Here is a 21768-nt window from a genome sequence, read left to right as displayed (position 1 = left end):
CATGTCGGTGCTGTTCGTGACGGGCACGGGCACGGAGATCGGCAAGACCGTGACCACGGCCGCGATCGCCGCGGCGGCGCTCGCCCGGGGACGTTCGGTGGCGGTGCTCAAGCCGGCCCAGACCGGGGTCACGGCGCACGAGAGCGGCGACGCGGCGGAGGTCGAACGGCTCGCCGGGCCGGTCACCACCGCCGAACTCGCCCGTTTCCCCGACCCGTTGGCGCCCTCGACGGCCGCACTGCGGGCCGGTCTGCCGCCGGTGCTCCCCCAGGACATCGCCGAGGCCGCCGCCAAACTGGACGCCTCGCACGACCTGGTCCTGGTCGAGGGCGCGGGCGGGCTGCTCGTCCGCTTCGACGCCGACGGGCATACGCTCGCCGACGCCGCGCGGCTGATGGACGCCCCCGTCCTGGTCGTCGTCCAGGCGGGCCTGGGCACCCTCAATGCCACCGCGCTGACCGCGCTGGCGCTCCGCTCGTACGGGCTCGACTCCCCGGGCGTCGTCGTCGGCAGCTGGCCGGCCGAGCCCGACCTGGCATCCCGCTGCAACCTGGCGGATCTCCCCGACGCCGCGGGCGCACCGCTCCTCGGCCTGGTACCGGAGGGGTCGGGCGGGCTCTCGCCGCGGGACTTCCGTGCCGCGGCCCCCGGCTGGCTGGCGCCGGTGCTCGGCGGATCGGGTGCGTTCCGCATTCCTACCTGACGACGGAGGGCGTCCGGAGGGAGTGCGGAGGGAAACGCGGCGCTGCCGGGGCGCCCTTCGCTCCCGACGCCGGCCCGTACAGATTTCCGGACTCCGACCGAGGCGGCTCTTTGCGGCTCCCGGCCCGCGCAGTGGGGAGACTGACAGCGGGAGCGGGCATCGTCGGCGAAAGGGTCCGTCATGTGGCAGGGCAGGAGAGTTCCGCACGTTCCACGGGTTCCGCGAGTATCGAGGGTTCCGCAAGGCAGCGTTCATCACCCGGTGTTCGCCCGCTTCTACGCGAGCTGCTGCGGTCCGGCCGCGGACGCGCGGGCAGGGGTCGCCACGCTCCGGAAGGAGTTGCTGGCGGGCGCCACCGGCCGGGTCATCGAGGTCGGCGCGGGGAGCGGGCTGAACTTCGCGCACTATCCGGGCACGGTCTCGGAAGTGGTGGCGATCGAGCCGGAGGCCACTCTGCGGGAGGTGGCCAGGTCGGCGGCGGCGCGTGCCGAGGTCCCGGTGGATCTGGTGCCCGGAGTGGCGGAGGCCCTGCCGGTCAAGAGCGAGGCATTCGATACGGCGGTGGCATCGCTGGTGCTGTGTTCCGTCCGCGAGGTGCAGCGCGCCCTGACGGAGCTGCGGCGGGTCCTGCGTCCAGGCGGTGAACTGCGGTTCTTCGAGCACGGGCGGGCCGCGGGGCGCGGGCTGGCGGCCGTGCAGTGGTCGCTGGACCGGACGGTCTGGCCCCTGCTGATGGGCGGCTGTCACACCGGCCGGGATCCGCTGGGCGAGATCCGGACGGCCGGGTTCGAGGTGCTGCGGGTGCGCCGGCTGAAGGTGCCGGAGCGCGGACCGACACTGCCCACGTCGCCGGCGGTGCTGGGCACGGCGCGGCGGCCGGGCGGCTGATGGTCCCGGGGTGGGCGGGCGGCTGATGGTCCCTACGGGCGGAATGCCGACCGGGCGGCCCCCATGGCGGGGCGGGCGGCTGACCCCAGCCGCCCGGCGAGCTCCCGGCGGCCTTCGGGCGCCCTCCGGCAGGCGGCGCTCACACCGTCCAGGTGCGCAGCTCGTCCGCGATGGTGCGGACGTCGGCCGTGCCCTCCTTGACGAGGCGGGCGAGGTCACGCACCTGCTCGGGCGAGATGGTGATCTTCAGCCCGCTGGCGACGAGGTAGCCATAGGCGACGGCGGTCGCGAACATGGCGTTCGAACGCTCCAGCGCCGGTACCTGGAGCAGGAGTTGCAGGAGGGAGGCGGCACGGTCCTGGGGTGCGGTGTAGACGGGCACACCGAATATCTCGGCTTCATGGCGGCTGACGGCAGCCACCAGCGCGCCCCAGTCGGTGACCTGGGGGTCTCCGGGTGTGTGCTGTTCGGCGATCAGAAGGAGCCAGGAGAGGTCGATGCGCAGCGTCACGTGGTGCCCGGCAGTCCTTCGTGGTGGGTGGCGGTCGCGACGCCGTCGGCGCCGCCCGGTTCCAGGCCGAATTCCTCGGCGAAGACGCGCTCGTACTGCTTCATGAAGTCGGAGGCGGCCTCGACGAAGGTCTGGCCGACCTCACCGGCGTCCTTGAGGACGAGCTCTTCGATATAGCGGTTCATGCTCACTCCCCGCTGCAGGGCGCGCTCCCGCGCCGCTTCGGCGGTGGCCTCATCCACACGGACGTTCAGCTGTGTCTTCGCCACCCCTCCAAGCTAGCGCGCATCCGCTAGCAGCGGCAAGCACGGGTCGGCCCGGGGCAAGTACTGGATGGTCCGGAGGGCGGGAAGGAGGGGGACGGCAGGGAGGGGAAAGCGGCGGATCCGCCGGAGACGAACGGGGCGCGCGGGAGACCGGCGGAGCGCACGGGAGACCAGCGACGTACCGGAAGATCGCCTTCAGGACGGCCGGACCGGGGCCGGCGACGCGGCCTTCACCCCGGCCGCCCCTCGCGCACCAGGCACCGCCCACCGGATGCCGTGCAGCGCGGTCATCAGGCGGGCGGCGCCCCGCGGGCCGGCGTTTTACTTGTAGCCGAAGTCCTGGGTCCAGTAGGCCCGGAGCTTGCCGCCCAGGGCGACGCCTATGCCGGTGCCCTTGGAGTGGCAGCTGAGGATGTTGGCGCGGTGGCCGGGGCTGTGCATCCAGGCGTCGAACGCGCCCTGGGGAGTCCTCGGCCAGGCGTCGATGTTCTCCCCGGAGGCGTCGTCGTAACCCTGTGCCTCCATTCGCTCCTTGGGGCCCTTGCCGTCGGGGCCGGTGTGCGCATAGAAGCCGTGGGCCGCCATGTCCTGGCTGTGCAGCCGGGCGGCCTTGTCCATACGCGGGTCGCGGTGCAGTGGCTCGCAACCGTGCTTCTTCCGGGCGTCGTTGACGAGCCGGTTGATTTCCGCCTCGTAGCGGTCGACCTTGCCGGTGCCCCGCTCGGTGGCGGCCGGCGCGGACGCGGGAGCGGAAGGCCGCTCGCCCGGGGTGGCCGTGGCGGCACCTGAGGGCGCGGCCGGCGGGAAGGCCTCGCTGGCCTTCGCGTTGCCCTGGGAGTGGAAAACGGCCAGCGATCCGCCAAGAACGCCGACTGTGGCCACGATACCGAGCGGAATCATCCTGGCCCTGCGCCGGTGTGCACCGCGCGACTCACGCTTCGGCGAAGAGAATTTCACGTTCAACTAAATCTTCTCCATGGGGGATACGGAAGGCAAGGGGACGGGCACACGGAAGGCACCCATTCTCCCTCGCAGGCTCGCCCGGTGAACCGAACTGCCCTTCCGAGAGCGGGATTACCGTAACAAAGCAATTACCCCCCTGGACTCCCGGCCAGCGTTGTGTGACTCCCTGCCCGGTCCGGCCGTAATGCGGGAACACGCCCGCTTTTCACCACACTTCGAAGGCCTGACGCTTCCCCCTCCCCGACCCGGCCATCTGCCTGGAAGACGTCAACAACACCTTTGCACGGGCGAGTTCACCGACTACGCCGCCTTGGTTGCCCGATATGCACAAGTAGGCCCGTGGGTTCATCGCCGAAAGACCGCCGCCACTACGCCCTTACGCGAAAGATCTGGCACCCCCCGTGCCTCCGGTCCGAGAAATCCAACCACCGAGAAGCTGCCTCCCCCTCGCCAGGGAAAGGAAATTGCGGCCCAGCCACAGAAAACCTACGCCTGGGGGCAGCGCGGGACCCCGCGCGGATATCGGGGTCTGCTCTCTGGTATTCCGGAGGCTATTTTTCGGCGCGCCGCCGCCCGTCGGGGCCGTTGACGGCAGGCCGCATCAGCCGGGCCCGCACCAGCCGGGCCCGGGCCGGCACGTGCGGGGTCCTCATGCGCCTGGCACCCGGGGAGGTGCAGTCAGTGCGGTGTTGGCGGTGTCATAGCCGCTGCGATGCCCGCGCCCCGGCTCCCCGGCCCGCCCCGCTACCCGAAGGCCTTCAGGGCGTCCTCCCCCTGGGTCCACCGGACACCGAGCCTCTGGCGCGTCAGGAGCCAGCCGTCGGGGCCCCGCCTGAACTCCCAGTCGTACGGTCCTCCCATCGCGTAGGGGGAGGAGGTCTTCGCGGCTTCGGTGACGGCGACGAACCACATGTAGCCGATGCCGGTCGCCCGGTCACCGTCGATGTCGAAGTGCATGTTCAGGAGGTGATGCTGCATGCTCGGATACGGCGATTCCGCTGCTTCCACCGTCGCCCGGATCGCGTCCCTCCCGTGGATTTCCTCCCACGGCCCGAACTCCAGCACCGCGTCGTCGGTCCAGCAGGCGATCCAGGTCCGCCAGTCCTTGCGGTCGAGCGCCCGCCACCCCTGGATCATGAGGGCGCGCAGGGCTTCTTTGTCCTCCAGGTCCCGCAGTCTTCGTACCAGGCTGTCGTAGTCGGCGGCAGTGGGTGGCATACCCGCTCCTTTCCTTTCGGGGTGGGTCACTGGGCACTTGCGGTGGGACGGACGACGATCTCGTTCACGTCGACCTGCGGCGGCTGTGCAAGGGCGTAGGCAATGGCCTCCGCGATGGCCGATGCGGGCAGTGCCACGGCGCGGTAGGTCTTCATCGCCTCTTTGGCCGCGGGGTCGGAGATGCTGTCCGCGAGTTCGGACTCGGTCACGCCGGGAGAGACGAGGGTGACCCGGATGTCCCCTGCCGACTCCTGGCGCAGCCCTTCGGAAATCGCGCGGACGGCGAATTTGGTGGCGCAGTAGACGGCGGCGGTGGGCGAGACCTCGTACGCGCCGACGGAGGCGATGTTCACGAAGTGCCCGCCGCCCTGTGTGCGCATCGCGGGGAGGGCGGCGGCGATGCCGTGCAGGACTCCCCGCACGTTCACGTCGATCATGCGGTCCCACTCATCGGTCTTGAGCGCTTCCAGCGGGGAGAGGGGCATCACCCCCGCGTTGTTCACCAGGGCATCGATCCGGCCGTACCGGCGCAGCGCCGCCTCGACGAACGCGCGCATGTCTGCCGCGTCGGTGACATCCAGCTCGGCGAAGGCGGCGGTGCCACCCTCCTTCGTGATCTCTTCGACCAGGCGCTCCAGCCGGCCGGTGCGGCGCGCGCCGAGAAAGACCCGGTGTCCGTCCGCCGCCAGACGGCGCGCGGTCGCCTCACCGATACCGCTGCTCGCGCCGGTGATCGCGACGACCTTGGGGGGTGTGGGCATGTCGTTGGCTCCTTGTAGAGAACGGGCGGGTGGTCCGCTCTCCGGAGCCTGGACGCCAGTGGAAGGAGCAACCAGGACAGGCTGTTCCTGGGTACCGCGCACCCAGGAACACTCCCGGCCGGTCCGTCTGCCTGTTTGCTTGCCTGTCTGTCTGTCTGTCTGTCTGAGGCGTTCTATGACCGTCGCCGTGTGAACCTCGCACGCGCCGCGTCGTGGGCCTCGTGCAGAAGCCGCACCACCGTGTCCGTGGTCCGCTCCCCCGCGTTGACGACAGCGAGCCAGCCGAGTGGCCCGTACACCGGGTGCGGCATCACGCTGTCGGTGGCTGCGTAGTCGCGAGGCCGGGTGAGACGGCGTGGCTCCTCCCCGGTGAGCTCCCGGAACGTCGCTGGGCCGACGTGGATGTTCACGCGCCACCGGTCCGGAGCGTCAAGGGCGGAAGCGGCGTCGTCGGGGTAGTTCTTGACGACGATCGTGCCGTAGGGCTGGACGTTCTGCGGCAGCTGACCGCCGGGGGCGAAAGAGAAGAAGGCACTCCCCCACGTGAACTCGGGGAAGTCGCCGCCGGGCTCCGGGCTGACCACGAGCGCGCCGTCGAAGCCCCGTACGGCCGTGAGGATCTGTTCCATACTCATGGGTCAAGCATCACCTTCAAGTGCTTATGTGGGGTTGGCCGATGGGCAAGCCGGCGAGCGGTGCGCCGCGGGTACTGCTGCGGACCGTCGACGTGGCCAGGGAGTCGGGGTACTCGGTGCAACAGGTGCGCGACCTGGAACGGCTGGGGGTCATTCCCGCAGCCGCCCGATCGGGCAACGGCTACCGCTCCTACACACCGCTTCACGTGCATGCTCTGCGGGCCTACCGGGGACTCGCGGGTGCCATGGGGCCTGCCGCAGCCCGGCAGATGCTCACACGGCTGCGAACGGAGACGGTCGCGGAGGCGGCCTCGGCGATCAATGCGGTCCATGTCCGGCTCGCTCGGGAACGTGAGGAGGCGCTGCGCGCCCAACAGGCGTTGCGGGCGATCCAGGCCGAAGCGGAGGCAACCGCGTTCGAGCACGAGAGCGACGCGATGACGATCACGGAACTCGCCGAAGCGCTCCGCGTACGCCCCTCGACCCTGCGGTTCTGGGAGCAGGAAGGGCTTGTCGCCCCTGAGCGGGTGACATCTCTGCGCGCACGTCGCTACGGCCTGTCGGCCATCGGAGCAGCGCGCATCGTGACCGCTCTCCGCAGCGCCGGCTACGGCATTCCCGCCGTGCGCGAGGCCATGGACTCCCTGGGGCAACTCGACGGCCCGGGAGAGGCCCAACGCATCCTGCAGCAGCGTCTGGAGCAGATCGCCGCACGCACCGTGGCGCTCCTCCGAGCGGGCGCCGACCTGGCCGTCGTCGTCGAGTCGGCCGGGGGATAAGAGCGCATCCGGGATATCGCTTCCCCCTTCCCTCTTCCTGTTCCCCGCATCCCCGCTTCCTACGTCCCGTCACGGCGTTCCAGGAAGGTGTCGTTCCCGCAGGTCAGATGGTGTACGAGCGTTCCGGCGTCCCGTTTTCGGCGTCGGCCGTGGCGCCCGGGACAGAGGGCGCCGCAAGCTGAGGCCGGCAAGCAACCACGGCCGCATGCCGCATAGCTCAGGCCTCCACGGGCCTCTGGTCTCAGGCCGTCCGTATGCCGCATACCGAAGGGAGACACCGTGCGGACACGCTTCCGACTCCGCCGGCTCGGCGGTGCCGACATCACCGACGCGGTAGCTGTCGCCGTGTTCGTCGCATCGGCTGCGACCGTCTTCCTCCTGCTCGTCGACCGTCTCTGACGGCACGCATTCCGACCCCACGCAACCGAACAGAAGGCATCCACTCACCATGCGCACCACCCGTCGCGCCACCCAGCTCGTCGCCGCTACCGCCGTCCTGACGGCAAGCCTGGCGCTGACCGCCTGCCAGAACGACACCACCAAGAACAACGGCAGTCAGGCCCCGACCGCGTCCTCCCGGCCCCTGAACGGCGGCCAGGATGCTCAGTCCCCATCGGGCGGCGACGGCGACAGCAATGGCAAGGACAGCGGCCCCGCCAAGAGCGGTCACGCGTCCAAGGCCGCCCTGTCGTCGGGCGCCTCCGGCGGCGGGAACACCGGTAAGAACGGCTCCGGTCAGACCGCCGGACAGGCCAACGGCAGCCGGGTGACGACCGCCGCCTGCACCGGCGCGCACGTCAAGGTCACCGTGACCAAGGTCCGTCGCCCCGTCAACCACATGCTGCTGACGGCCACCAACACCGGCTCCGTGCCCTGCAACGCCTACGGCGCGCCCTACCTCCGCTGGGACGACGGGCAGGCCGCCACCATGTTCCTCGAAGCCTCCAAGCCGCAGGCCGTGGTGACCCTTGCGCCGGGCGAGTCGGCGTACGCGGGAATCATGTACGAGTCCGCTGACGGCTCGGGCAGCGAGGGCCACACCGCCCGTACCCTGGGCGTCCTGTTCGGCAACCGGGCGGGCGATGGATCCACCGGCCCGTCCGTGCGCCTCACGCTGCCCAACGGAGGGGTCCACACCGACAGTTCGGCATGGGTCACCTACTGGCAGTCCCGTTCCGAGGACGCGCTGACCTGGTGAGCGAGCGCCGCTGATCCGGTCGGAGGCGCCCGGCCCGGTAACCGGTCGCGGCCCGCGGCCGGCAGCGGTCGGGGCGCCGCGGCCGGGCTCAGCCGTCCTCCTTCGGGGCGGGGATCCATTTGCTGCCGCCCAGCGGGTAGTCGTACTGCGGCCGGCCCTCCATTCCACTGGTGTGGAACGGCTCCCCGTTGTCGTCGATGCGGAGCGTGCCGTGCCGGTTTCCGCTGGACCACTCCAGTTCCAGGTACCAGCGCACCGCGCGGACCCCGGCGTGCGCGGTGATCTTGAAGACCTCGGGGTCCCGCTCGCTCACCTTGTAGGGGAAGTCCCGCTGTCCGCCCTGCGGCGCGATGCTGGGCTGCGGCGCGTCCAGGGAAACCCCGAACGTCTTGGGGGTGATGCCGCCGCCGCAGCCCACGCCCATGCTGTAGGCATTCCAGGCGGGCGGCGCGGCACTGCTCACCACCCGCACCCGCAGCCCGTGCAACACCACGGTCTTGTCCCCCGTGCCCTGCACCGAGACCTCCACCAGCTGGCTGTCCGCCGAGACCGCGCCCAGCGACGAAATCCAGCCCCGGGCGTCCTGTTCGGAGGGCGGCGGACCCATCGTGCCGGGGTCCCGGTCGACCAAGTAGCGCTGGCTGCACGGGCTCTCCCAGCGGTACGGGCGGACATCCACACTCACCGGGAGCCCGGCCCGGTCGTCCGTGTCCGGCCCGTTCGCCTCTCCGCCGCCGGCCGTACGGGACGGGGAGAGGGAGAGGAACGGGGAGGGGGACGGGGACGGGCCCGTGCTCCCCGTAGCGGGCGGCTGCGCGGACGCCGAGGGCAACCGGCCGCCCTCGGCCCCCACCGCCCCGTTGCCGCTCTCCGCACTTGCGGTCCGCTCGGCCGCCGCCTCGCGGCCGTGCCTGTCCTCGCCGGCGACCAGTCCGGCGGCAAGCGCGGCGGAGACGGCTACGGCGGCCACGGCAATCCCGGCCGTCAGTGCGATACGCCGGCGGCGGCCCCCGGGCACCGCCTGGGTCACGGGCCGCCCCGCGACGCTGATCTCGGCGACCCGGGCGGAGGCGGAGGCTGCCGCGGGGTGAGCCGGTGGTGGCACGGCCGCGGCGCCGGAACCGGCCCCGCGGCCGGCCCCGGGCTCGGTTGCGATTTCCGTTCGGGACTCGGTTTGGGGCTCGGTATCGGTATCGGGCTCGGATTCGGGCCCTGCCCCAGCCCCACCCCCGTCCTCAGCCCCGGCCCCAGCCCCCGCCCCACCAACCGTCTCCCCCTCCACGGCAACAACCGCCGTGGCCCTGCCTGCTTGTTTGCGGTCTCGCTCCCGGCGTCGCGCCTCGTCCGCCAGGATCCAGCGCCGGTGCAGCTCCACCAGTTCGTCCGGCGTCGCCCGGCACAGTCGTGCCAGCCGCTCCAGCGGTGCGTACTCCGTCGGCACCGCATCGCCGTTGCAGTAGCGGTGCAGCGTCGACGTACTCATGTGCAGCCGCTTGGCGAGCGCCCCGTAGCTGTGCCCGGAGTGGTCCTTCAACTCCTTGAGCAGTGCCGCGACCCCGGATGTTTCCTCGACCGCCCCCACTGTCACTCCCTCCCCGCCGGCGCACTCCGCGCACGGACCGTTCACCCAACACGGCCGCCCGAGCCGGACCGCCCCGCCCCACCCCGCACCGACATCGCCAATTCCTCTGCCGGTACCGGATTCCCGGTACTGGATTCTGCAGGGCGCCGGCCCACTTTGCGCGCCGACACGGTCATCGGCACCGGTTCGGCGGAGCTCAAGGCCGGTCCGTCCAGTACCGCTTGAATACTTCCAGTTGCAAGGAGCACTCCAGGGAGGTGACTTCCTCGCTGCCCTCGAAGCCGCCGGTGAGGAAGTCGGCAAGGTGCTCCTCGTCGCGGTAGACGCCTCCGTAGGTGAAGACCGAAGAGGCCGCTGTAAGGGCGAGGAATCGCGTCGCGGGGTGATCCGCGAGGGAGGCGGCGAGGCGCTGTACGGCGGCCGGGCGGCAGCCGAGGCTCAGCACCACCTCGACCGCGTAGCCGATGTCCCGTGGATCCACCTCGACGCGGGGACGCAACAGGCCTGATGCGAGCAAGGCGGCGACGGTGCGGCGGGCGCGGGACTCGGTGATGCCGAGGGTGCGGGCCAGGGTGGAGAAGGGCATCCGGGCGTCGTGGCGGAGTGCGGCGACGGTGTCGCGTTCCAGGCCGCTCAGCGGTGTGTCGCGTGGGCGGGCGACAGACTGGACGGTGTTCTGTCCGGTGAGCGCGGCGGTTTGATCGGACGTCAGGCGAGGCAGTCGCCAGGCCGAAGTGCTGGTGAGCCGGCGCAGCATCCACTCGGTACGCAGCGTGCGGATCCCCGGCAGCGCGGGCAGCGCGGTGGTCAGGGCCCGGGTCGTATCGGCCCGGGTGGGGCCGTGCAGCATGCAGAAGACGTCTGCCGCTCCGGACGCGAGCGACACGAAGGGGGTGTCGGCGCGCGCGGCGAGGGCGCGTGCCACCTCGGGGGCCCGTCCGGGGTCGGTCCCGATCCACACCGTGGCGGGCAGGCCTTCGGCCAGCAGCGACCACTCGATTTCGCAGATCACCCGCATCAGCCCTTCGTCGACGAGGCGGGCGTAGCGGCGGGCGACGGTCCGGGACGAGCTGTCAAGGACGCGGGCCAGTACGTCGAAGGACGCCCGGGGGGCGGTCTGCAGTGCGGCGATCAGATCGAGATCGATGTCGTCGATCACGGTGTCCTCCCTCGTGCGCTCCTGGCGCAGCGTCGTCCACGGCCGTCGCCCGTCCTGACCGGCCGTGCAGCCCCTCGCCACCCGTCGCTGGGCCTGCCGAGCCACACCGACTGCCTTCGACTGTCGACCCTAGCCGAGCGACTGCCGGAATCCGGCACCGGGAGGAATGTTGCGCGGGGATACGGCATCGATGCAGCGATCACTGCTGGATCACGCCACACTTCCGCCCGCATCGCGCAGACTGCGTGCTAGCGTGAAGGAATACGGCGCATACCGCACGCTGCACGCATGAAAACAGCACGCCGCGCCTGCCCCGCTCGCACCCGCCGCCCCCCCCGCCCCTGAGGAGAACCCATGAATCCGATCGCCCTTGGACACGTATCGGTGCTGCGGACGGTGGAGTACGAGGGCACGACCCGACCGCCGGAGGAGATGTTCGGCGACCTCCCCCGTGAGGCCTGGGAATCTCACCGGAACTGGCTCGCCCCCGATTTCCTGGATGCGCGAACGGGACTGCTGAAGACGTGTGTGCAGACCTGGGTGCTGCGCAGCGCCGGCCGGACGATCCTGATCGACACCGGGGTGGGCGACGCCAAGGAACGCCCCGCCCTGCCGGCCTTCCACCGCCTGAAGACCGGCTTCCTCGCGCGGCTCGCGGCGGCCGGGGTGGCACCGGAGGATGTCGACGTCGTCGTCAACACCCATCTCCACGCCGACCACGTCGGCTGGAACACCCGCCTGGTGGACGGGGAGTGGGTGCCCACCTTCCCGAACGCCCGCTACCTCATCCCGCGTGCCGACCACGACTTCTGGAACCCCGCCAACCACCACACCCGCCGCATGGAAGAGGCCAACCGCAACGTCTTCGAGGACAGCGTCGAACCGGTCGTCCGCGCCGGCCTGGCGACACTGTGGGAGGACTCGTTCGTGATCGACGAGAATCTGACCCTGGCCCCGGCGCCCGGCCACACCCCGGGCTCGTGCGTGGTGCTGCTCTCCTCCGGCCAGGACCGTGCCGTCTTCACGGGAGACCTGCTGCACAATCCGGTGCAGGTGGTGGAGCCCCGGTGCAACAGCTGCTTCTGCGAGGACCCTGCGGGCGCACGCGACTCGCGCCACCGGGTCCTCGGCGAGGCGGCCGACACGGGGCGGATCGTCTTCCCGGCCCATCTGCCCGGTGGGCGGCCGGGGATGCGGGTCGAACGGTCCGGCAGCCGGTTCGCCATCCGCTCCTGGGCGTCGCTGGAGGCCACGGTATGACCGGCAGCGACGGCATGACCGGCGGCCGCGGCACGACAGAGGGTCACGGCACGACGGGGAGCCAGGGTGCGCCTGGGGACCACGGCATGACCGGGGCCCCTCGCGTCACCTACCGGCCGGAGCCGACCCGCCGGGGCACAGCACCAGCGCCCGACGCACAGCGTGGTCCCGTCGTGCGCACGACCGGCGGACGGGTACGCGGCCTGCACCGGGACGGGGTGCAGGTGTTCCACGGAATCCCGTATGCCGCCACACCCGTCGGCGCGGCCCGCTTCGCCGCGCCGGCCCCCGCCCCCACCTGGCACGGTGTCCGGGACGCCACCCGGCCCGGCCCCACCGCTCCGGCCCCGCTCCGCAGGGGTTTCGGAGGAACGGACCTCACCCCGATCACCGGCCCACCACCGACACCGATATCGACACCGACCCCGACCCCCATGGCGGGCGACGCCTACCTCACCGTCACCGTGACCACACCGGACCCGGGTGCGGGCGGGCTGCCCGTGCTGGTCTTCGTCCACGGCGGCGGCTTCCTCTCCGGCACCGGCCAGGCGGCCGTGTACGACGGAAGGCCGTTCGCACGCAACGGAGTGGTGCTGGTCACCCTCAACTACCGCCTGGGCATACCGGGTTGGCTCAGCCTGCCCGGCGCTCCGGAGAACCGCGGCCTGCTCGACGTCATCGCCGCACTGCGCTGGGTCGCGGACAACGCCCCGGCCTTCGGCGGCGATCCGCAGCGCGTGACGGTGGCGGGCCAGTCCGCCGGCGCGATGATCGTCGCCGCCCTCCTGGCCGCTCCGCCGGCCACCGGACTGTTCCGCCGGGCCATCAGTCAGAGCGGCAACGGCCTGTGCGCCGTCCCGGCCGGCCACAGCCTCGCGGTCACGCGCCAGGTGTGTGCGACGCTCGGACTGCCGCCCCGCGCCGAGGCGTTCCACGGTGTGGACGACGCCCGGCTGACCGCCGCGTTGCACGCCGTGCCGCCCACCGGTCCCGACCTCACCGGCCACCTCGATCCGTCCCTGGGCACCAGCCCCTTCAAACCCGTGATCGACGGCGTCCTGCTGTCACAACAGCCCGCACGCGTTCTCCGTACGGCGGGCCCTGACGGCCCGGGGCCCGTGACGGCACGAGAACTCCTGATCGGCACCACCACGGACGAGGCCGCGCTCTACACCGTCCCCAGCGGTGCGATCAGCTCGATGACCACCCGCACGCTGGACGCCATCGCGGCACGGCGCTCGGCCCGGCCCCGGGCTCTGCTGGCCCGCTACCGCACCCGGCTCCCCGGTGCCGGGCCGGGCGAGTTGGCAACCCGCCTGATGACCGACCTGTACGCCGCCGGCAGCCGCGCGCTCGCGGACGCCCACAGCACGCTCCCGGGCACCCGGACCTTCGCGTACACCTTCGGCTGGCGGTCCGCGGCCTTCGACGGCCGCCTCGGCGCCTGCCACTGCGTCGAGCTGCCCTTCGTCTTCGACCGCACAGACCTCCCCGCGCTGTACGGCGAACACGCCCTTCTCGGCCCCGGCCTGCCGGACCGGGAGGTCGCGGACCTAGCGGCCCGCACCCACGCCGCCTGGGTCGCCTTCGCCACCCACGGCGACCCCGGCTGGCAGCCCTACGACACCGACCAGCACGCCACCATGCACATCGACCGCAGCTGGCGCCTGCACCACGAAACCCCCGCCTCGGCCACCACAGGAGAACCGGCATGACCCGGACCTCCCGCCCCGGCACGGACTCCCCGACCTCCCCTTGACCTCCCCTCCCCCGCTGCGGCACGGCAGGGAAGCCGCAGGTCAGGCGCCCGTGTCACATTCTGCCGCGCTGTTTCGTCATCAGGGTGCAAGCACCGATAACGAACGCAAGTGCCACAACGCCAGAGGAGATCACCATGAGTGCCCGACTTAACGCCTTCGGCAGCCCGACCATGAGCAAGGTCTTCAAGCACATCATCGCGGCAGGCAAGGTGCTGGATGACTCGACGCTGCCGGCCGCGACGCAGGAACTGGTGAAGCTCCGAGCCAGCCAGATCAACGGATGCGGTGCGTGCACCGACATGCACAGCAAAGATGCTGCCGCGGCCGGTGAGACCTCGGTACGCCTCAACCTGGTCGCGGTGTGGCGGGAAGCGACGGTCTTCACCGAGGCCGAACGGGCCGCGCTGGAACTGACGGAGCAGGGCACCCGCATCGCGGATGCGGCCGGTGGGGTCACGGACGAGGCCTGGGCGAACGCCGCCAAGCACTACGACGAGGAGCAGTTGGCCGCCCTGGTGTGCACGATCACCCTCATCAACGCCTTCAACCGGGCGAACGTCCTCATCCAGCAGCCCGCCGGCGACTACCGGCCCGGCCAGTTCGCATAACCCGGGGCCCGGGAGCACGACACGCCCCTCGCCGCCCTCATGAAGAGGAGGGTCCCGCACCGAAGAGACGGCGAAGCCGTGCCCACCGGGGGGCCTCCGGGGTGTTCCCAGGGCCTTGGCCTTGGCCTTGTCCATGGCCCTGGGCTTGGCCCTGGGCTTGGCCCTGGCCGTGAGGGCGCCGGGCATCTTCGTGGCTGGGTGGTGTCGGTCAGCGTGCCTTGCTGGAAGTACGGACGCCACCCTGCCGCACTCCGAGAGTGGATCTCGGCGAAGACCGGTCATGTCTACCGGGAGAGTGCGATCTGGCGCGTCGTCAGGGGTCACGGGCCGGAGCCGTTGTCCCCTCGGCATCGGGAAACCGCGCCATCAGCGCGTTGCAGATGGAAAGCTGGGGACATTCACATCTGCGTAACGGGGAGCATTCTCGGCATGGCTGTCATCCACCACACCCGCCTCGTACCGACCAAGTTGGAGCTCCTGGCGTCCTGGCTCCCCTCCCGTCCGTGGTACGGCGACGGCAGTACGGGGGAGCCGGAGTTGGCCAACGCGGGTGGCTTCCGGCTGGACGACCCGCAAGGCGAGGTCGGGATCGAGTTCATCGTGGTCACCGACGCCCGCGGCGCTCTCCCGGCCGCCTACCTCGTTCCCCTCACCTATCGCGGCGCCCCGCTCGACGGGGCCGGGCACGCGCTCGTCGGCACCATGGAGCACGGAGTGCTGGGGCGGCGCTGGGTCTACGACGGCTGCCACGATCCGGTGCTGATCGGCCAGTTGCCGGCTCTCATCGAGGGCCGGGCACAAGCCCAGGACCAGAACACCACGGGCACCCCGGCCCGGGGCATCACCTGCGCCTATACCGGCGACGGCCCCCTCCCCACGGACTTCGCCACGGCTGCCACCGACACCCGGGAGAACACGGAACTGCCCACGCTGAACGGCATGGTCCTCCGACTGCACCGGGTACTTCGGCCCACTCCGGAGGCGTCTTCCCTCGCCCCGCGGGGAACGGCCGGCCACATCGCCGGCTCCTGGCGCATGCCGGACGGCAGCCGCGCCGCGGGACTGTTCGCCACCTTGCACACCGGCCTTCGAAGCTGAGGCCTGCTTTCAACGGCCCGTCGTTCGCCCGCAGGAAGGCACAGGGCGGGCAGACAGGCGCGCAGGAGATCATCCACGGGTTGCCGTCGGATTCAGCCCCGTCCCGGCCGGTATTCTCTGCGGTCCTGATCCGGCGTGCGTCGCGAACTTCCCACCGGGGCGGCCGGCTTCGTCCGGAAGCGTCCCGGGCGGGCCTTCGTGGCGGACAGGTGAGCGGCCTGCCGGTCGTCGGTCCACCGGTGGTGAAACCGTTCGCCGGAGAGGCCGATGTTCTGTTTGGCTCGTCGCATGAACGATCTACAGATCCGCTGCGCCGGTCTCTCGGACATCGACACCGTGTTGCAGTTCTGGCGCGAGGCCGCGGAAGGAACGAGCATCAGCGACGACCGCGACGGAGTGGCCCGGCTTGTCACCCGGGATCCCGAAGCGCTGCTCCTGGCGGAGCGCGACGGCGTCCTCGCGGGGACCGTGATAGCCGGCTTCGACGGATGGCGCTGCCACCTCTACCGGCTGGCCGTGCATCCCGGGCACCGCAGGCAGGGCATCGGCGGTGCGCTGCTGGCGGCCGCCGAGGAGCGGTTCCGTGCGCTGGGCGGGCGGCGCGGCGATGCGATGGTGCTGGACCGCAATGAAACGGCGCAGCATGCGTGGCGCGCGGCGGATTACGCACCCGAGCCGCAGTGGAGCCGCTGGGTCAAGCATCTCGACGGCTGAGCGCCCGCCCCCCGACGCACCGACGCACCGACGCACCGACGCACCGACGCACCGACGCACCGACGCACCGACGCACCGACGCACCGACGCACCGACGCACCGACGCACAAAGAGCCCGGCCCGGCCCCGGTACGGGGCGGGCTCGCGCTCGACCGGCTACTTTGCTGATCCTTTACCATGGAGTCTCCTCCTCCCCCGAGTGAAAGGTGTGTGAGCGTCCGGCCATGGACGAGCCTCCCAGTTGCCGATCATCCATTCGACAGAGCGCGAACCTCCCGATCCTGTTCGATCATGGGACGGAGGTGACTCGATGACCGACCTGCTCTTTCTGGGCGTGGCACTCCTTCTGACCCTGGCCTGCGGGGTCTTCGTCGCCGCCGAGTTCTCCCTGACGACCGTCGAGCGCAGCGACCTCGAACGCGCCGCCGAGCGCGGCGACCGGGGCGCGGACAGCGGGCTGAAGGCGGTCCGCAGCCTCACCTTCCAGCTCTCCGGCGCGCAGCTCGGCATCACCGTCACCGGCCTGGTCATCGGCATGCTGTCCAAGCCGGCGATCGCCACCCTGCTGGCGGGACCGCTGGACGCGATGGGCCTGCCGCATTCGGTGGCGGAATCGGCCGCCCTGGTGCTCGGCACGGCGATCTCGACGGTCGTGCTGATGGTCGTCGGCGAGCTGGTGCCGAAGAACTGGGCCATCTCCGACCCGCTGGCCATCGCGAAGCGGGTGGCCACCGCCCAGCGCGGCTTCAGTGCCGCCTTCAAACCGCTGATCCGGCATCTCAACAATGCCGCGAACCACATGGTCCGCCGGATGGGGCTGGAGCCCGCCGAGGAACTGGCCTCGGCCCGCGGTCCGCAGGAGCTGGTGGCGCTGGCGCGGCACTCCGCCAGGGAAGGCGCGCTGGAGCCCGACACCGCCGAGCTGTTCGTCCGCACCCTCAACCTCGCCGATCTGACCGCGGAGAACGTCATGACCCCGCGGGTGCAGGTGATCGCGCTGGAGGTGCAGTCCACCGCGGAGGACGTGGCCAACGCGACCCGGGCGACCGGACTGTCCCGCTTCCCCGTCTACCGCGGCAGTCTGGACAGCGTCGTCGGGGTGGCGCACATCAAGGACGTCCTCGCCGTCCCGGCCGAACGCCGGCCGCGGCACCCGGTGTCCGAGCTGGTGCGCGAGCCGCTGCTGGTGCCCACGACGCTGACCGTCGACCGGCTGCTGGACCGGCTCTCCGGCAGGCGCACGATGGCCGTGGTCATCGACGAGTACGGCGGCACGGCCGGCGTGGTGACGCTGGAGGACATCGTCGAGGAGGTGGTCGGCGAGGTCCGCGACGAACACGATCCGATGGAGACCCCCGACCTGGCGCCGGCCGGCACCGACGCCGAGGGCCGCAGGGTCTACCAGGCCGACGGCTCCGCCCGCACCGACCAGCTGCAGCGGATCGGCCTGTGGCTGCCCGAGGGCCCGTACGAAACCCTCGCCGGACTGGTCGCCACCGAACTCGGCCGGATACCGGTCGCCGGCGACACCCTGGAGGTGGCCGGCTGGCGGATGGATGTGCTGGACGCCGCCGGTCATCGTGCCGCGCGGGTGCTGTTGCACGCCCCGCTCCCGGGCAGCCATGACGAGCAGGACGCGGAGGCCCGCCGATGATCGGGTTGCAGCTTTTCGTGGGCCTGCTGACGCTGGTCGTCAACGCCTTCTTCGTGGGGGCCGAATTCGCGCTGATCTCGGTGCGCCGCAGCCAGATCGAGCCGTACGCGGAGCGCGGTGACCGCCGGGCGACCAGCGTGCTGTGGGGGCTGCAGCATGTCTCGGCCCTGCTGGCGGCCGCCCAGCTGGGCATCACGCTGTGCACCCTGGTGCTGGGCGCGGTCGCCGAGCCGGCCATCGCGCACCTCCTGGAGCCGGTGTTCCACGCGGTGGGGATCTCGGACACGCTGATCCACCCGATCTCGTTCGTGATCGCGCTGTCGCTGGCCACCTACCTGCACATGCTTTTCGGCGAGATGGTGCCGAAGAACGTCGCACTGGCCGAACCGGTCCGCAGCGCCCTGATGCTCGGGCCGCCGCTGGTCGCGCTGACCCGGGCGCTGCGCCCGGTGATCTACGCGATCAATGCGCTCGCCAACGCGCTGCTCAAGCTGCTGCGGGTGGAGACCAGGGACGAGGTCGCCGCGACCTTCTCGGACGACCAGCTGGCGAAGATGGTCGAGGATTCGCGGGCGGCCGGGCTGCTCGACGAACGCGCACAGGAGCGGCTGCGGGACGCCCTGGAGCTGGGCCGCCGCCCGGTCAGGGATGTGGTGCTGCCGGCCGAGAAGGTCGTCTCCGCGCGGATGGGGGCCACGCCCGAAGAGCTGGAGCAGCTGGCCGCCGAGTCCGGCTTCTCCCGCTTCCCCGTCGTCGACGACACCCGCCGCATCCTCGGCTATCTGCACGTCAAGGACGCGCTGGACGCCGCCCCGCGCGATGTGCCCTTCCCGGTGTCCGCGCTGCGCCCGATCGCCCGGGTCAAGGCCTCGACGCTGCTGGACGACGTGCTGGCGGCGATGCGCGGATCCCGTACGCATCTGGCCGCGGTGATCGGCGAGGACGGGCGGCTGGCCGGGCTGGTGACGATGGAGGACGTGCTCCGGGAGCTGGTGCTGCAGCGGCCCGGGGCCTGACGAGGGGCGGCAGCCCGAGCGTCTGACCGATCGGTTAGATTGTTGACCGATCGGTCAGACGCGTGCGCGCTCAGCCGTACTGCGCACTCAGTCGTGTGCGCGCCCGCACCGGTCGCCATCGCATCCGACGCGACGAGGGGGCAGGGGCATGGATCGCACCAGGTGCTGCATAGCGGGCGGGGGACCCGCCGGGATGATGCTCGGACTGCTGCTGGCCAGGGCCGGCGTCGAGGTGACCGTCCTGGAGAAGCACGGCGACTTCCTGCGGGACTTCCGCGGGGACACCGTTCATCCGTCGACCCTGCGGCTGCTGGACGAACTGGGCCTCGGCGAGGCGTTCGCCCGGCTGCCGTTCACCAAGCTGGAGGAGATGCGGGCGCAGGTGGGCACCACCACGGTGGTACTGGGACAGATGCGGCACCTCCCGGGCCGGCACAAGTACATCGCCATGGTCCCGCAGTGGGACTTCCTCGATCTGCTCGCGAGGGCGGCCGCCGAGGAGCCGCGCTTCACCCTGCGGATGCACACCGAGGTGAGCGGACTGCTGACCGAGAACGGGCGCGTCACGGGGGTGAGCTTCCGCGACGAGCACGGAAAACCCGGCGAGCTGACCGCGGATCTGACGGTCGCGTGCGACGGCCGGGACTCGCGGGTGCGGCAGGCGGCCGGGCTCCGGCAGCGGCTGTTCGAGGTTCCGATGGACGTCTGGCAGGTACGGGTGGACGCTCCCCCAAGCTCTCCACTGCTCGCCCACTCCCGGCTTCGCCCGAGCGGGGGGACCCCCATGCGCAGGGGGGACTCCCCTCCCGGCGACCTCAAGAGCGGCCGGGTCTTCGCGCGCTTCGGCGGCGGCCAGGCGGCGGTCACCATGGACCGCGGCACGTACTACCAGACGTCCTATCTGATCAAGAAGGGCCGGGACGCGGAGCTGCGCGCCCACGACATCCAGTGGCTGCGTGACCGGCTCGGGGCGCTGTTCGACTGGGACGACGAGGTGACCGGCGCCATCGGTTCGTGGGACGACGTCAAGCTGCTGGAGGTGACCTTCGGGCGGCTGCGGCGCTGGTACCGGGACGGCCTGCTGTGCATCGGGGACGCGGCGCACACCATGTCGCCGGTCGGGGGCGTGGGGGTCAATCTGGCGCTGCAGGACGCGGTCGCGGCGGCCCGGATCCTGGCGGCGCCGCTGCGCCGCGGCACGGTCGGCGTGGCCGATCTGGCGCGCGTCCAGAAGCGGCGGCACCTGCCGATGGCCGTGGTGCAGAAGTCCCAGCAGGCCGAGCACACGATGATCCGGTCCGCGCTGGACGGCACGCTCGACGCGGACCGGCTGCCGGTGCCGATGCGGCTGTTGCGGCGGGTGCCGCCGCTGCGGACGGTGGCCGGCTATCTGGGCGGGTTCGGGGTCCGCCCCGAGCGGGCTCCCGCCTTCGCCCGGGTCATGCCCGGGGCTCGATCGCGCTGAGGGTGAACTCCTCCAGCTCCGCGGCCGCGGCGTCCAGGTCGAGGTCCGGGTGGACCAGCCAGTGCGCGATCACCCCGTCGATCGCCCCGCCGATCGCCAGGGCAACGACCTGGACATCGAACTCCCGGAAGGCACCCGCCTCCTGACCTCCCGTCAGCAAAGCGGCGAGGGCCTGCCAGCGGCCGTGGGTGTCGTGCGAGCCGGGCGTCTTGAGCCGGGTGCCTCCCTCGTCGTCGAGCAGCATCTCGGTGATCACGCGCACCTGGCGGCGGTGGGCCTGCTGGTAGCCGATCATCGCCCGCACGTAGGCGACGATCGCGTCCCGCGGGCCGGCCGCCCGCGCCACTCGTTCGCCGACGTGCGCGCGGAACTGCTCCATCACCTGCTCCAGCGCCGCCCGGGTCAGGTTGTCCTTCGAGGAGAAGTGGTAGAGCACCGCGGCCTTGGACAGCCCGGCGCGCTCGGCGATCGCCGACAGCGAGGTGGCGGGGTAACCGCGGGTGGAGATCAGGTCGATGGTGGCCTCGATGAGCTGTTGGCGGCGGCCCCGTTCGGTGAAGGTCAGCGCGTCGGGTCCGGCCTCCCGGCGAGCAGTCATCGCGTTTCCACCTGCACCTTTCCTCGCCCTGACGACGACTTCAGACCGTACACCGCAGGTGCCGGGCGCACCGCCGCGAACCTCGCCATACCGCGCGGTATGGCGAGCGGTAGGATCACCGCGCCATGGGAATGAATGCTCACTACACCAGTTTCGTCGCGGTCGGCGACAGCTTCACCGAGGGGATGTCGGACGGGCTGCCGGACGGCTCGTACCGCGGCTGGGCCGATCTGCTCGCCGCCCGGCTGGCGGCCGCCTCGCCCGGCTTCCGGTACGCCAATCTCGCGGTGCGCGGCAAGCTCATCGGGCAGATCGCCGACGAGCAGTGCGGGCCGGCCGCCTCGATGGGCGCCGATCTGGTCACGCTGGTCGGCGGGCTCAATGACGTTCTGCGGCCGCGGTGCGACGTGGACCGGGTGTGCGCGCGGTTCGAGGAGGCCGCGGCCCTGCTGGCGCGGGGCGGCGGGCGGCTGGTGCTGATGCGCAGTCCGGGACGGCAGGGGCCGGTGCTGGAGCGCTACCGGCCGCGGATGGAGCAGTTGTTCGCACGGATCGACGCGACGGCCGCGCGGCACGGTGCGGTGGTCGTCGACCTGTATGCGTCGCGGGCGCTGTCCGACCCGCGGATGTGGGCCGAGGACCGGCTGCACCTGAACGCCGAGGGGCACCTCCGGGTGGCGGAGGCCGTCTGGCAGGCGCTCGGGCTGCCCGCCACGTCGGACTGGGACGCACCGCTGCCGGCCGCCCCACCGCCGGGCTGGGGTGCGCGGCGGGCCGGGGACCTGCGCTTCGCGCGCGAGCATCTGGTGCCGTGGATAGGCCGGCGGCTGACCGGCCGCTCGTCGGGCGACGGCCGCCCGGCCAAGCGCCCCGAGCTGCTGCCGTACGAGGGCTGAGCTCCCGCTCCCGGCCGGGAAGCCGGGTACCGCACC

At 71.5% G+C, this 21768-nt stretch carries 22 protein-coding genes; 13 read left to right on the top strand and 9 right to left on the bottom strand.

Annotation, left to right across the window (positions count from 1 at the left end; translation table 11 throughout):
- Position 1 precedes the first annotated feature (1 nt).
- Positions 2-703: a dethiobiotin synthase gene (gene bioD, locus ABZ851_RS12730; RefSeq protein WP_361125391.1), complete on the top strand. Its 702-nt coding sequence runs from the start codon at positions 2-4 to the stop codon at positions 701-703.
- 180 nt (positions 704-883) lie between these two features.
- On the top strand, positions 884-1591 hold the full coding sequence (locus ABZ851_RS12725) for a class I SAM-dependent methyltransferase (RefSeq protein WP_361125389.1): 708 nt from the start codon (positions 884-886) through the stop codon (positions 1589-1591).
- Positions 1592-1730: 139 nt separating this feature from the next.
- Here the strand turns inward: ABZ851_RS12725 and ABZ851_RS12720 are convergent, their stop codons facing one another.
- The 6 genes from ABZ851_RS12720 to ABZ851_RS12695 form a co-directional block, all read right to left on the bottom strand.
- Positions 1731-2102: a fic family toxin-antitoxin system, toxin component gene (locus ABZ851_RS12720; RefSeq protein ID WP_311625537.1), complete on the bottom strand. Its 372-nt coding sequence runs from the start codon at positions 2100-2102 to the stop codon at positions 1731-1733.
- The gene (locus ABZ851_RS12715; protein WP_088801450.1) at positions 2099-2371 is read right to left on the bottom strand and encodes a toxin-antitoxin system HicB family antitoxin; all 273 of its coding nucleotides are present in this window, start codon (positions 2369-2371) and stop codon (positions 2099-2101) included. The genes ABZ851_RS12720 and ABZ851_RS12715 overlap by 4 nt, the downstream gene beginning before the upstream one ends.
- Positions 2372-2689: 318 nt before the next feature.
- Complete coding sequence (locus tag ABZ851_RS12710) at positions 2690-3250, bottom strand: CAP domain-containing protein (RefSeq protein WP_361125386.1); 561 nt, start codon at positions 3248-3250, stop codon at positions 2690-2692.
- Between the two features lie 825 nt (positions 3251-4075).
- Positions 4076-4549, bottom strand: coding sequence for a nuclear transport factor 2 family protein (locus tag ABZ851_RS12705; RefSeq protein ID WP_361125384.1), 474 nt, complete (start codon positions 4547-4549; stop codon positions 4076-4078).
- 26 nt (positions 4550-4575) lie between these two features.
- Positions 4576-5310: an SDR family oxidoreductase gene (locus ABZ851_RS12700; RefSeq protein ID WP_361125382.1), complete on the bottom strand. Its 735-nt coding sequence runs from the start codon at positions 5308-5310 to the stop codon at positions 4576-4578.
- Positions 5311-5483: 173 nt separating this feature from the next.
- The gene (locus ABZ851_RS12695; protein ID WP_361126233.1) at positions 5484-5939 is read right to left on the bottom strand and encodes a DUF6194 family protein; all 456 of its coding nucleotides are present in this window, start codon (positions 5937-5939) and stop codon (positions 5484-5486) included.
- Positions 5940-5986: 47 nt separating this feature from the next.
- Here ABZ851_RS12695 and ABZ851_RS12690 point away from each other — a divergent pair, with 47 nt between their 5' ends.
- Together ABZ851_RS12690 and ABZ851_RS12685 are read left to right on the top strand one after the other, a co-directional pair.
- A complete protein-coding gene (locus ABZ851_RS12690) occupies positions 5987-6724 on the top strand; it encodes a MerR family transcriptional regulator (protein ID WP_361125380.1) in 738 nt (245 codons plus the stop codon).
- A 448-nt stretch (positions 6725-7172) separates the two neighbouring features.
- A complete protein-coding gene (locus ABZ851_RS12685) occupies positions 7173-7922 on the top strand; it encodes a DUF4232 domain-containing protein (protein ID WP_361125378.1) in 750 nt (249 codons plus the stop codon).
- Between the two features lie 88 nt (positions 7923-8010).
- Here the strand turns inward: ABZ851_RS12685 and ABZ851_RS12680 are convergent, their stop codons facing one another.
- Both ABZ851_RS12680 and ABZ851_RS12675 read right to left on the bottom strand, forming a co-directional pair.
- Positions 8011-9504: a helix-turn-helix transcriptional regulator gene (locus ABZ851_RS12680; protein ID WP_361125376.1), complete on the bottom strand. Its 1494-nt coding sequence runs from the start codon at positions 9502-9504 to the stop codon at positions 8011-8013.
- 196 nt (positions 9505-9700) lie between these two features.
- The gene (locus ABZ851_RS12675) at positions 9701-10663 is read right to left on the bottom strand and encodes an Lrp/AsnC family transcriptional regulator (RefSeq protein ID WP_361125374.1); all 963 of its coding nucleotides are present in this window, start codon (positions 10661-10663) and stop codon (positions 9701-9703) included.
- A gap of 354 nt (positions 10664-11017) precedes the next feature.
- On the opposite strand from ABZ851_RS12675, the gene ABZ851_RS12670 reads away from it, so the two are divergent.
- From ABZ851_RS12670 to ABZ851_RS12635, 8 genes are all read left to right on the top strand, one after another.
- Positions 11018-11923 (top strand): MBL fold metallo-hydrolase, encoded by a 906-nt coding sequence (locus ABZ851_RS12670; protein ID WP_361125372.1) that lies wholly within the window; start codon positions 11018-11020, stop codon positions 11921-11923.
- Positions 11924-12009: 86 nt separating this feature from the next.
- Entirely contained in the window at positions 12010-13638 is a 1629-nt protein-coding gene (locus ABZ851_RS12665; RefSeq protein ID WP_361125370.1) for a carboxylesterase family protein, read from the top strand.
- Between the two features lie 179 nt (positions 13639-13817).
- Positions 13818-14291: a carboxymuconolactone decarboxylase family protein gene (locus tag ABZ851_RS12660; RefSeq protein ID WP_361125368.1), complete on the top strand. Its 474-nt coding sequence runs from the start codon at positions 13818-13820 to the stop codon at positions 14289-14291.
- A gap of 429 nt (positions 14292-14720) precedes the next feature.
- A complete protein-coding gene (locus ABZ851_RS12655; protein ID WP_361125366.1) occupies positions 14721-15389 on the top strand; it encodes a 1,4-alpha-glucan branching protein in 669 nt (222 codons plus the stop codon).
- A 288-nt stretch (positions 15390-15677) separates the two neighbouring features.
- Positions 15678-16103, top strand: a complete 426-nt coding sequence (locus ABZ851_RS12650; protein WP_361125364.1) for a GNAT family N-acetyltransferase — start codon at positions 15678-15680, stop codon at positions 16101-16103.
- Between the two features lie 310 nt (positions 16104-16413).
- Positions 16414-17757: a hemolysin family protein gene (locus ABZ851_RS12645; RefSeq protein ID WP_336049633.1), complete on the top strand. Its 1344-nt coding sequence runs from the start codon at positions 16414-16416 to the stop codon at positions 17755-17757.
- Entirely contained in the window at positions 17754-18773 is a 1020-nt protein-coding gene (locus ABZ851_RS12640) for a hemolysin family protein (protein ID WP_361125362.1), read from the top strand. The genes ABZ851_RS12645 and ABZ851_RS12640 overlap by 4 nt, the downstream gene beginning before the upstream one ends.
- A 148-nt stretch (positions 18774-18921) precedes the next feature.
- On the top strand, positions 18922-20238 hold the full coding sequence (locus tag ABZ851_RS12635) for an FAD-dependent oxidoreductase (protein ID WP_361125360.1): 1317 nt from the start codon (positions 18922-18924) through the stop codon (positions 20236-20238).
- Here ABZ851_RS12635 and ABZ851_RS12630 read toward each other — a convergent pair.
- On the bottom strand, positions 20213-20836 hold the full coding sequence (locus tag ABZ851_RS12630) for a TetR/AcrR family transcriptional regulator (protein WP_361125358.1): 624 nt from the start codon (positions 20834-20836) through the stop codon (positions 20213-20215). The genes ABZ851_RS12635 and ABZ851_RS12630 overlap by 26 nt on opposite strands.
- Positions 20837-20961: 125 nt before the next feature.
- Between ABZ851_RS12630 and ABZ851_RS12625 the strand changes: the two genes are divergently transcribed.
- A complete protein-coding gene (locus ABZ851_RS12625; protein ID WP_361125356.1) occupies positions 20962-21732 on the top strand; it encodes an SGNH/GDSL hydrolase family protein in 771 nt (256 codons plus the stop codon).
- Positions 21733-21768: the final 36 nt, after the last annotated feature.

This window comes from Streptomyces sp. NPDC047049, from assembly GCF_040643995.1.
Lineage (GTDB): Bacteria > Actinomycetota > Actinomycetes > Streptomycetales > Streptomycetaceae > Streptomyces > Streptomyces mooreae.
This window is presented reverse-complemented; position numbering and strand designations above follow the sequence as displayed.